The sequence below is a fragment of the Shinella lacus genome (assembly GCF_010994755.1).
Lineage (GTDB): Bacteria > Pseudomonadota > Alphaproteobacteria > Rhizobiales > Rhizobiaceae > Shinella > Shinella lacus.
In genome coordinates, this window is the sequence record NZ_WHSB02000005.1 from 482,182 (window position 1) to 493,116 (window position 10,935).

General features: G+C 65.9%; 11 protein-coding genes and 1 pseudogene. 6 read left to right on the forward strand and 6 right to left on the reverse strand.

Annotation, left to right across the window (positions count from 1 at the left end; genetic code table 11):
- The first annotated feature begins 57 nt into the window (after nt 1–57).
- A complete protein-coding gene (gene nth / locus GB927_RS16860; protein WP_256118333.1) occupies nt 58–822 on the forward strand; it encodes an endonuclease III in 765 nt (254 codons plus the stop codon).
- Here nth and GB927_RS16865 read toward each other — a convergent pair.
- Entirely contained in the window at nt 812–1,387 is a 576-nt protein-coding gene (locus GB927_RS16865; protein WP_256118334.1) for a TetR/AcrR family transcriptional regulator, read from the reverse strand. The genes nth and GB927_RS16865 overlap by 11 nt on opposite strands.
- 84 nt (nt 1,388–1,471) lie before the next feature.
- On the opposite strand from GB927_RS16865, the gene GB927_RS16870 reads away from it, so the two are divergent.
- Entirely contained in the window at nt 1,472–1,897 is a 426-nt protein-coding gene (locus GB927_RS16870; protein WP_256118335.1) for a VOC family protein, read from the forward strand.
- Here GB927_RS16870 and GB927_RS16875 read toward each other — a convergent pair.
- The gene (locus tag GB927_RS16875; RefSeq protein WP_256118336.1) at nt 1,880–2,605 is read right to left on the reverse strand and encodes a sulfate transporter family protein; all 726 of its coding nucleotides are present in this window, start codon (nt 2,603–2,605) and stop codon (nt 1,880–1,882) included. The two genes, GB927_RS16870 and GB927_RS16875, sit on opposite strands and share 18 nt — an antisense overlap.
- Nucleotides 2,606–2,760: 155 nt before the next feature.
- Here GB927_RS16875 and GB927_RS16885 point away from each other — a divergent pair, with 155 nt between their 5' ends.
- The gene (locus GB927_RS16885; protein ID WP_305111667.1) at nt 2,761–4,782 is read left to right on the forward strand and encodes a HAMP domain-containing methyl-accepting chemotaxis protein; all 2,022 of its coding nucleotides are present in this window, start codon (nt 2,761–2,763) and stop codon (nt 4,780–4,782) included.
- A 162-nt stretch (nt 4,783–4,944) separates the two neighbouring features.
- On the opposite strand, the gene GB927_RS16890 is transcribed toward GB927_RS16885, so the two are convergent.
- Both GB927_RS16890 and epmA read right to left on the reverse strand, forming a co-directional pair.
- Nucleotides 4,945–6,006: a lysine-2,3-aminomutase-like protein gene (locus GB927_RS16890; protein ID WP_256118337.1), complete on the reverse strand. Its 1,062-nt coding sequence runs from the start codon at nt 6,004–6,006 to the stop codon at nt 4,945–4,947.
- Nucleotides 6,003–7,067, reverse strand: coding sequence for an EF-P lysine aminoacylase EpmA (gene epmA / locus GB927_RS16895; protein ID WP_256118338.1), 1,065 nt, complete (start codon nt 7,065–7,067; stop codon nt 6,003–6,005). The genes GB927_RS16890 and epmA overlap by 4 nt, the downstream gene beginning before the upstream one ends.
- 151 nt (nt 7,068–7,218) lie before the next feature.
- Between epmA and efp the strand changes: the two genes are divergently transcribed.
- Together efp and GB927_RS16905 are read left to right on the forward strand one after the other, a co-directional pair.
- Nucleotides 7,219–7,788, forward strand: coding sequence for an elongation factor P (efp, locus tag GB927_RS16900; RefSeq protein WP_256118339.1), 570 nt, complete (start codon nt 7,219–7,221; stop codon nt 7,786–7,788).
- Between the two features lie 179 nt (nt 7,789–7,967).
- Nucleotides 7,968–8,960 (forward strand): adenosine kinase, encoded by a 993-nt coding sequence (locus GB927_RS16905; protein ID WP_256118340.1) that lies wholly within the window; start codon nt 7,968–7,970, stop codon nt 8,958–8,960.
- Here GB927_RS16905 and GB927_RS16910 read toward each other — a convergent pair.
- Nucleotides 8,953–9,492 (reverse strand): SH3 domain-containing protein, encoded by a 540-nt coding sequence (locus GB927_RS16910; protein WP_256118341.1) that lies wholly within the window; start codon nt 9,490–9,492, stop codon nt 8,953–8,955. The genes GB927_RS16905 and GB927_RS16910 overlap by 8 nt on opposite strands.
- A gap of 181 nt (nt 9,493–9,673) precedes the next feature.
- Between GB927_RS16910 and GB927_RS16915 the strand changes: the two genes are divergently transcribed.
- Nucleotides 9,674–10,678, forward strand: a complete 1,005-nt coding sequence (locus GB927_RS16915; RefSeq protein ID WP_256118342.1) for a 2-hydroxyacid dehydrogenase — start codon at nt 9,674–9,676, stop codon at nt 10,676–10,678.
- A 54-nt stretch (nt 10,679–10,732) separates the two neighbouring features.
- On the opposite strand, the pseudogene GB927_RS16920 reads toward GB927_RS16915, so the two are convergent.
- Nucleotides 10,733–10,935 (reverse strand): annotated as a pseudogene (locus tag GB927_RS16920) (hypothetical protein); the annotation flags it as partial.

The following is a 10,935-nucleotide window of genomic DNA, read 5'->3' on the forward strand; positions in this document are numbered from 1 at the left end:
GCGCAAAAGTGTGTAGCGGTTTTGCGGCAACGACATGCGCTCTACATTAGAAGCATCATGGAAAACGGAAAGATCAAAAAGACAGCGAGCACCGCTCCGCAACGTCGCAAGGCGGCGGCGCGGCCGAAGAGCCTGTATTCGCACGCTGAACTGAGCGAAATCTTCCGCCGCTTCTCCATCCAGCGGCCGGAGCCGAAGGGCGAGCTGGAGCACGTCAATCCCTTCACGCTCGTCGTCGCCGTCGCCCTTTCCGCGCAGGCGACGGATGCCGGCGTCAACAAGGCGACGCGGGCGCTGTTCAAGGTGGCCGACACGCCGGAAAAGATGCTGGCACTCGGCGAGGAGAAGGTGCGCGACTACATCCGCACCATCGGGCTCTACCGCAACAAGGCGAAGAACGTTATCGCGCTCAGCCAGATGCTGGTGGAGCGCTTCGGCAGCGAGGTGCCGCGCACGCGCGAAGAGCTGATCCTGCTGCCGGGCGTCGGGCGCAAGACGGCGAATGTCGTGCTCTCCATGGCCTTCGGGCAGGCGACGATGGCGGTCGACACGCATATTTTCCGCATCGCCAACCGGCTGCTGCTGGCGCCCGGCAAGACGCCGGACGAAGTGGAGGACCGGCTGATCCGTATCATCCCGGACGAATATCTCTACCACGCCCACCATTGGCTGATCCTGCACGGGCGGTACTGTTGCAAGGCGCGCAAGCCGGAATGCGAGCGCTGCGTCATCGCCGATCTCTGCAAGTCGCCGGAAAAGACCTGCGACGTGCCCGCGCCGCTGGTGGAACTGCCGCCGCAGCTTTTCGGCCCTACGCCCTGACGAGCCCGTCGATGAGATCGGCGATGGCACCTTCGTAAGTTTTGCGGTCCGCGCCGGTCTCGATGGCGATCGCCGCGCGGTCGAAGGCAGCGGAGAGCATTTCCGTCAGCGCCTTGAGTGCTGCGGCATTCGCGCCTGCGCCGAGGAAATCCGCAAGCCCCACCCTTAGCGTGCCTTCCGCATTCTCCCGGTCGATCGCCACAACGCTTTCGAGGCCCAGCACGGCCGGCGCCTCCAAGAGGAGAAGCCGCGTGCGGCCGGGTGCCGCCATGGCATCGAAATAGGCGGACGCGCCGAGGAGCAGCGCCGCGCGGGGCGATGTACCCTCCAGCGCGACGCCCTCGATATGGGCGGCCACCGCCTCGCCTTCCCGCTCCAGCACGGCGCGGAAGAGCGCCTTCTTGTCCTCGAAATGGTGGTAGAGGGCGCCGCGCGTCACGCCGGCCTCCGCCACGATGTCGGGCGTCGCCGTCTCCGCATAGCCCTTTTCCACGAAAAGCCGCCGCGCCGCCTCGATCAGAGCGAGGCGTGTCGCCTCCGTGCGTTCCTTGTTGCTGCGTGCCATTTTTTACCTTTACATACAAACTGTCTGTATGTTAATTGATAGAAACATGCAGACTGTATGTTTATTTTCACGAAAGGGAAAGAGATGAAAACGACGAGCTATTATCCGGTGATCATGACCGACGACGTTGCCGGCACCGCCGCCTTCTATGAAAAGCATTTCCGCTTCGAGGCGCTGTTCGACAGCGGCTGGTACATCCATCTCCAATCCCGCGAGGACGAGAAGGTGACGCTCGCCGTGCTCGACGGCAGCCACGCGACGATCCCCGCCGCCGGCCGCGGCAAGGTCTCGGGCCTGCTCCTGAACTTCGAGGTGGAGGATGTCGATGCGCTCTACGACGCGCTGCGCGCCGCCGACCTTCCCATCCTGCTCGACATCCGCGACGAGGATTTCGGCCAGCGCCATTTCATCACCGCCGATCCGAACGGCGTGCTGATCGACGTGATCAAGCCGATCCCGCCGAAGGGCGAGTATGTCGCGCTCTACGACGCGTCAGTTCTGCCGCAGTGAGAAGCCGGAGTCCTTGCGGCTCAACGCCTTGTGGAGATGCACCATGAGGCCGGCGGCAAACAGCGGCGTCAGCAGGTTGACGATAGGGATCGCCAGGAAGGCCGCGACCAGCAGGCCGGCGAGCAGCACCGTGGAGGCGTGTTTGGCCCGAAACAGCCGCGCCTCCGCGGGCGTGCGGTAGCGCATCGCCGCGAACTCGAAGAATTCCCGGCCGAGCAGGTAGCCGTTGACCAGGAAGAAGGCCACGAGGTTGACGCCCGGGATGAACAGCAGGAACAGCGCGATCAGGTTGCCGAGGATGACGATGCCCAGAAACTTGATCGAGCCCGAGATCGCCTGGCCGAGCGGCAGCGCCGTACCCGGCGGTTCCGCCGGATAGTCGCGCTTCTCGATGACCTCGGCGACGTCGTCGAGGAAGAAGCCGGCGATGATGGCCGTGACGGGTGCGAGCAGCAGCGCAAGACCCAGCGCCAGGCCGAGGCTCGCGATGATGCCGAAGACGAAGGTGAGCCAGCCCGCCCATTCCGGCAGGTCCGGCATGACGGCGCCTTGCAGCCAGGGCCAGGCAAAGGCGACGAAGGTTTCCCGCAGGCCGAACCAGATGACGACGAGGGCAAGGACGGTGAGCCCGATGACCTTCCAGAACACGCCGCGCGTCTCCGGGGCGAAGAGGTTGGCAAGCGAGAGCCGGGCAGCGTGAAGGATCATCGAAAAACTCCTGTTCGTCTCGCATGTAGGGTGTGGAAAAGCGGGCGGCAAGGCAGGAGATCAGGGCGGCCCATTAAGCCCACGTTAAACGACCGCTCCTAGACTTTCGCCCACACGCACGCAGCCGTGCGTCTCAAGAAAACCAGGGAACCGTCATGCGTAACGTCCGGATCAGCAGGCTCCTGCCCGCGCTCTTCGTCCTCATGGTCGTGCTGGGCGCGCTGCAAGGCGCCGTCGCCTTCCGCTCGCTCTCGACGATGACTGGCCATATCGAGCGCATCGGCACGGACCGCATGCCGCAGATGAGCTCGATCCTGCAATTGAGCCACGCCTTCTCGGAGCTCAACGCCACCTATTCCGAGCACCTCCTGTCGATGGACCCGGACGAGATCGTCCACATCGAGGCGCGCATCAAGGAGCGGGCGGACGCGTTTTCCGGCATGGTCGACAGCTACGGCGCCGCCAACACCGCGGACCCGGCTGCGACGGCCGAAATCGACGGCATCAAGGCGACGCTGAAGACCTATATCGACGATTCCGCCAAACTCATCCAGTTCTCCGCCATCGCCGCCAAGGGGCCGGCGCTGGAAGTCTACAAGGGGCCAATGCAGGCGAGCGCCGACGCGATCACCACCGCCCTCAACGACCTCGTCGCCAGCACGCAGAAAGTCACCGAGGAGACGATCCTCTCGGCGCGCGGCGAAGAGGGTTCCGCCTTCGCGCTCACCTGGGCGTCGCTCGCCATTTCCATGGGCCTTGCGATTGCCGCGATCTTCCTGGTCAACCGCCGCGTGGTGAAGCCGCTGAACGGCCTCGGCGCCGCGATGAAGCGGCTGGCCGGCGGCGACACGGCCGTCACCATTCCCCATGCCGACCGCACCGACGAGATCGGCGAGATGGCCGGCACTGTTGCGATCTTCCGCGACAATGCCGCCGAACGCCAGCGCCTGGAGCGCCAGAGCGAGGACGACCGCCGCCACGCCGATGGCGAGCGCCAGGCCCGCGAGGCCGAGCGCACCCGCGACAGCGGCCGCGTGCAGGAGGCCGTCGCGAGCCTTGCCGATGCGCTCGGCCGGCTTGCCAGCGGCGACATGACCTGCCGCATCGAAAAACCCTTTGACGGCGACCTGGAGCGGCTGCGCGAGGATTTCAACGCCTCCGTCTCGCGCCTCAGCGACGCGCTGCGCGAAGTCGGCGAGAACGCCCGGGCGATCGATGCCGGCGCGAGCCAGATCCGCGCTGCCGCCGACGACCTCTCGCGCCGCACCGAGCAGCAGGCGGCCTCCGTCGAGGAGACGGCCGCCGCCCTTGAAGAGATCACCACCACGGTCAAGGATTCGACCCGCCGGGCGGAAGAGGCCGGCCAGCTCGTTGCCCGCACGCGCTCCGGCGCCGAAAAATCCGGCGAGATCGTGCGCCGCGCAGTTTCCGCCATGCAGGAGATCGAAAAGTCGTCGAGCGAGATCACCAACATCATCGGCGTCATCGACGACATCGCCTTCCAGACGAACCTCCTGGCGCTGAATGCCGGCGTGGAAGCGGCGCGCGCTGGCGAGGCCGGCAAGGGCTTTGCGGTCGTGGCGCAGGAGGTGCGGGAGCTTGCCCAGCGCTCGGCCAAGGCCGCCAAGGAGATCAAGGCGCTGATCACCACGTCCGGAGAGCAGGTGCGCACCGGCGTGTCGCTGGTCGGCGATACGGGGCGCTCGCTCCAGACGATCGTCACCGAAGTGCAGGAGATCAACAGCCACGTCGCGGCCATCGTCGAGGCCGCGCGCGAACAGTCAACCGGGCTTCAGGAAATCAACACCGCCGTCAACACCATGGACCAGGGTACGCAGAAGAATGCCGCGATGGTCGAGGAGACGACGGCGGCAAGCCATGGCCTCGCCTCCGAGGTGCAGGCGCTCAACGCGCTGATCGGCCGCTTCAACGTCGGCGGCAGCGCCGCCGCCGGCCGCACCGTGCACGCCCCGCATCTCCACATCGTACCCTCCACGCCGGCCCCTGCCCCGGCCCCGGCGGTCGCCCGCAAGTCACCCGGCCAGTGGAACGTCAAGCCGGCCAACACCGCATCGCGCCCCGTCGGCTCACCGGCGCTCGCGCTCAGCGAAAAGCTTGCCGGCGCGCTCGGCGTGCGGCAGGAAAAGGGCAGTGACGGGGACTGGGAAGAGTTTTGAGACGGGGCTGAAGCTGGATCGGCAGCGCGCCTAACCTCTCCTCCGTCATGGTCGGGCTTGACCCGACCATCCACGCCACGGGTGCCGCCTGGATCCTCGGGTCAAGCCCGAGGATGACGTTGAGGGTGGAGAGACGTCCGCGAAAAAAGCTCCGCGCTGGCGTTAAGCCCCGCCCTCTTCCGGCGAATAAAGATGCGTCTCGCCGCGGAAATCGCGCACGCGAAAACAGCCGTCGTCCGCCTCTTCGACGGCGCGCGAATCTGCCCGGACCTTGCCGTGGCCACCCGGTATATCGAGGATGTAGCTCGGCTGGCAGAGGCCGGAGACGCGGCCGCGCAGGCTTTCCACCAGCGCCCGGCCCTCGGCGAGCGTCAGGCGGAAATGCGAGGTGCCCGGCGCCAGGTCGGGATGGTGCAGGTAATAGGGTTTGACGCGGTTTTCGACGAAGGTTCGCATCAGCTCCGCCAGCACCGCCGCATCGTCGTTGACGCCCTTCAACAGCACCGTCTGGCTGATCATCACCAGGCCGGCATCGACGATGCGGGCGATGGCGGCGCGGGCGTCAGTGGTGAATTCGCGGGGATGGTTGGCGTGGAGCGCCACATAGGTCGTCTTGCCCGAGGCCTTCAGCGCCGCGATGAGGGCGGCATCCACCCGGGCCGGATCGACCGCCGGTACGCGGGTGTGGAAGCGCACGATCTTCACATGCGGGATTTCCGCCAGCCGCTCCATGATGGCGTGCAGGCGGCGCGGCGAGAGCACGAGCGGATCGCCGCCCGTCAGGATCACTTCCCAGATCTCCGGCCGTTCGGCGATATAGGCGATCGCCGCATCGAGCGCTGCCGGCGACAGCGTGCCGAGGCCCTCCGGCCCAACCATTTCGCGGCGGAAGCAGAAGCGGCAATAGACCGGGCAGACATGCACGGCCTTCAGCAGCACGCGATCGGGATAGCGGTGCACGATGCCCTCGACGGGACTGTGCGCGAGATCGCCGATCGGGTCGGCGCGCTCCTCCGGCAGGGTCACGAGTTCGGCCGCATCGGGAACGAATTGGCGGGCGATCGGATCGAGCGGGTCGTCACGATCGATCAGCGCGGCGAGCGACGGGGTGATGGCGACCGTGTAGCCTTCGGCGACGGCACGCGCTTCCGCGCGCTTCTCCTCCGCGACAAGGCCGGCCTCGAAGAATTCAGCGACCGTCGTCAGGCTTCTGGCCGCCGTCATGGTGCCGTCTCCGCGACGGGCGCCCAGATCACCTGGTCGATGCGCGACGCCCCCGTCGCCAGCATGACCAGCCGGTCGAAGCCGAGCGCAATGCCGCTTGCTTCCGGCATGAGGGCAAGGGCGGCCAGAAAATCCTCGTCGAGCGGATAGGTCTCGCCGTAGACGCGCGCCTTCTCCGCCATTTCCAGCTCGAAGCGCCGGCGCTGTTCGGCGGCGTCCGTCAGTTCACCGAAGGCATTGGCCAGCTCCACGCCGCAGGCATAGAGCTCGAAGCGCTCGGCGACGCGGCGGTCGTGCAGCGCGGGGCGGGCAAGGGCAGCCTCGGCGACCGGATATTCGCACAGGATGGTGGCGCGGCCGAAGCCGAGTTCGGGCTCCACCTTCTCCACCAGCACGCGGCTAAAGAGGTCTGCCCAGGTGTCATCCTGCGCCACGCGCAGGCCGGCGGTCCGCATGGCCGCGGCAAGGCGCTCCCGGTCGGTCGACCCGTCCGGATCGATCGAGGCGAGCAGGTCGATGCCCGCATGGCGCCGGAAAGCGTCCGCCACCGTCAGCCGTTCCGGTGCGAGCGCCGGATCGCAGGTGGCACCACGATAAGCGAGCGCCGATGCGCCCGTGATCTCTGCGGCGAGCGCGAGCATCTCCGCGCAATCCGCCATCAGCACGTCATAGGCCTCGCCCGCCCGATACCATTCCAGCATGGTGAATTCCGGATGGTGCAGCGGCCCGCGCTCGCGGTTGCGATAGACATGGGCGAAGCAGGCGATGCGCGTTTCGCCGGCGGCCAGCAGCTTCTTGCAGGCGAATTCCGGCGAGGTGTGCAGGTAGAGCGGCGTCTTCGTGCCCGAATGGCCGATCGCGGCGGTCTCGAAGGCGTGCAGGTGTGCCTCGTTGCCGGGCGAGACCTGCAGCGTCGCCGTATCCACCTCGACGAAATCGCGCGCCGCAAACCAGCTGCGCAAGGCCGCCTGAATGCGACCCCGCGCCATCAGGAACGGCCGGCGGTCGGCGTGCACGTCGGGCGTCCACCAGGGCGAGGGTTTTTGGCTTGTGGCACTCATGTGACAGGTTTCTTCGGCCATGCCGGCGGACAGACTGGTCTTTTGCCGGAATATAGGATAGTTGCGGCCCCGAATACGCTTTTCAGCGCGCGGGGAAGACGTCTCAAGGCGGTCCTCTACGACGCGCTCCATCCAGTTACAAGGAAGACTTATGGTAAAGATCATCGCCTCTTCCGTCCGCAAGGGCAATGTCCTCGACGTCGACGGCAAGCTCTATGTCGTGCTGACGGCGCAGAACTTCCACCCGGGCAAGGGCACGCCGGTCACCCAGGTCGATATGCGCCGCATCTCCGACGGCGTGAAGGTCTCCGAACGCTACCGCACGACCGAGCAGGTCGAACGCGCCTTCGTCGAGGACCGCGAGCACAACTTCCTCTACGAGGACGGCGACGGCTACCACTTCATGAACCCGGAGAGCTACGACCAGCTCACCATGTCCCACGAGGACATCGGCGACCTGAAGGCCTACCTCCAGGAAGGCATGACGGTCATCCTTTCGGTGCATGAAGGCGTGGCTATCGCCATCGACCTGCCGCGCCACGTCACGCTCGAGATCATGGAGACCGAACCGGTCGTCAAGGGCCAGACGGCGTCCTCCTCTTACAAGCCGGCGATCCTGTCGAACGGCGTTCGCACGCTGGTGCCGCCGCATATTTCCGCCGGCACGCGCGTCGTCATCGCCACCGAAGACGGTTCCTACGTGGAACGCGCCAAGGACTGATCCGCCCTCGCGGAGATCAAAGCCGCCCGCCGGAAACGGCCGGGCGGCTTTTTTCTTTCAACTTCCGCAAAATCCGTTAAGACCGACTCCCGGCTCTTACCATTTTTTTTGACGCATGCCGTTATCGCAAAACCGCTATACACTTTTGCGCGGCAAGCTTACGGAGACGGGAATCCCGAATGACCAAATTCGACGTGCTGACGGTCGGCAATGCCATCGTCGATATCATCGCGCGCTGCGATGAGAACTTCATCACGCACAACGGCATCATCAAGGGCGCGATGAACCTGATCGACACCGATCGGGCGGAACTGCTCTATTCCCGCATGGGCCCCGCGCTCGAAGCCTCCGGCGGCAGCGCCGGCAACACCGCCTCCGGTGTCGCAAGCTTCGGCGGACGGGCCGCCTATTTCGGCAAGGTCGCCGACGACCAGCTCGGCGAGATCTTCATCCACGATATCCGCGCCCAGGGCGTGCATTTCGAGACCAGGCCGCTCGGCGGCACCCCGCCCACCGCCCGCTCGATGATTTTCGTCACACCCGATGGCGAGCGCTCGATGAACACCTATCTCGGCGCCTGCGTGGAGCTCGGGCCGGAGGACGTGGAAGAGCATGTCGTCGCCGAGGCCAAGGTCACCTATTTCGAGGGATATCTCTGGGATCCGCCCCGCGCCAAGGACGCCATCCGCGAATGCGCCCGCATCGCGCATGCCCATGGCCGCGAAGTGTCGATGACACTGTCCGACAGTTTCTGCGTGCACCGCTACCGCGGCGAATTCCTGGATCTCATGCGCTCCGGCACCGTCGACATCGTCTTTGCCAACAAGGCGGAAGTGCTGGCGCTCTACGAGACGGAGGATTTCGAGGAAGCTCTGACGCGCATCGCGCAGGATTGCCGACTGGCGGCCGTGACGATGAGCGAAGAAGGCTCGATCGTGCTGACCAAGGGCGAGCGCACCCGGGTGGAGGCGATCAGCATTCCGAGCGTGGTCGACACGACGGGCGCCGGCGATCTCTATGCCGCCGGCTTCCTGTACGGTTATACGGCGGGGCGTTCGCTTGCCGATTGCGGCAAGCTCGGCAGCCTGGCCGCCGGCCTCGTCATCCAGCAGGTCGGCCCGCGGCCGCTCCTGTCGCTGGCGGATGAAGCAAAGAAGGCCGGTCTTATTTGAAGGCTTCGCCCGGATAGGCGCCCCAGATCTCGTTCTGCGAGACCCAGCCTGCCGTGCCGTCCACTTCGGCGCGGCACCAGTCGCCATTGCATTCGCCGACCTTGACGACGACGCCCGGCTGGATCTTGGCGACGAGCGAGCTATTGGCCAGGGCCTCGCGGCGCATGTTGACGTAGATGTCCTCGCCCTTGCCGCGCATCCACGGTGCCGTCACGGCGGTGCGCTCGCCCGAAAGCAGCGCCTGGTTCACCCAGCCTTCCGTGCCGTCGGCATCGCGCACGCGGCGCCAGTTGTCATATTCCTGGATGATTTCGACCGGCACGCCGGACTTGAGATAACGCCAGGCGACGGCATAATCGACGCTCGGGCCGACGCGGAGATTGACGCTCTTGGCCTTGAGGCTGACGAAGCGCGGCAGCGGCAGGCCGCTCGGGCCTTTTGCCGCCTGGGCATGGGCGAGCGAGAGGCCGGCGACCGACACGATGACGCCGGCAAGGGCAGCAAGGCTGAGACGGACGACGAGGTTACGCATGGAAAATCCGTTCGAAACTGTAGAGGGCATCAGGCTGCCTTGCCGGCGCGACGTGGCAAATCGCGGGGACCGCCAAGAGGGCGGATTGTCTTCGCGACCGGGTCTGGTAGAAAATGCCCCTGATGAAGCAATCCTTGCCCAACTTGGTTAAGGACCCGTCAACAGGACGCCGGAACATCCCATGACCCAGAAGAAAAAACCGAAGGTCTACATCACCCGCCGCCTGCCCGAGGTCGTGGAGACCCGGATGCGCGAACTGTTCGACGCGGAACTCAACATCGACGACACGCCGCGCACCCAGCCCGAGCTCGTCGCCGCCGTGAAATCGGCGGACGTCCTGGTGCCGACGCTGACCGATCGCATCGACGCGGCCCTCATCGAACAGGCGGGGCCGCAGCTCAAGCTGATCGCCTGCTTTTCCAACGGCGTCGACAATGTCGACGTCGAGGCTGCCGCCAAGCGCGGCATCACCGTCACCAACACGCCGAACGTCCTGACCGAGGATACGGCCGACATGACGATGGCGCTGATCCTCGCCGCCCCGCGCCGGCTTGCCGAAGGTGCGCGCATCCTGACGGATCGCAAGGGCGAATGGGCCGGCTGGTCGCCGACGTGGATGCTCGGCCGCCGCATCTGGGGAAAACGGCTCGGCATCGTCGGCATGGGCCGCATCGGCACCGCCGTCGCGCGCCGCGCCAAGGCCTTCGGCCTCTCCATTCACTACCACAACCGCCACCGCGTGCGCCCGGACACGGAAGACGCGCTGGAAGCGACCTATTGGGATAGCCTCGACCAGATGCTCGCCCGCGTCGACATCGTCTCGGTCAACTGCCCCTCGACGCCCGCAACCTTCCACCTGCTCTCCGCCCGCAGGCTGGAGCTGATGCAGCCGACGAGCTACATCGTCAACACGGCGCGCGGCGGCATCATCGACGAGACGGCGCTGATCAAATGCCTGCGAGAGGGCAAGATCGCCGGCGCCGGCCTCGACGTGTTCGAGAACGAGCCGGCGGTCAACCCGAAGCTCCTGAAGCTTGCGACGGAAGGCAAGGTCGTGCTGCTGCCGCATATGAGCTCGGCAACGCTCGAAGGCCGCATCGACATGGGCGAGAAGGTGGTGATCAACATCCGCACCTTCTTCGACGGCCACCGCCCGCCGGACCGCGTGCTGCCGGGGCGGGTTTAACCCGTAGATACCCCCCTCTGCCCTGCCGGGCATCTCCCCCTCAAGGGGGAGTGTTCATGTTGGACTCGCGAGGCGTTTTCTTGCGAGGAAGATGTCGAGTGTGATCTGGAGCATTTCGAGTGTCTTTGAGGCGCGCTTTGTTTTCCGGTTGAAGCGGGCCAGCATGTCGCGGAACGAGGCGTTCGAGGACTCGATGAGGTGGGTCTGCGCCTTGGTCTGCCGATGCGGTTCGTCCGCCCCGATCCGCTCGAAGGCCA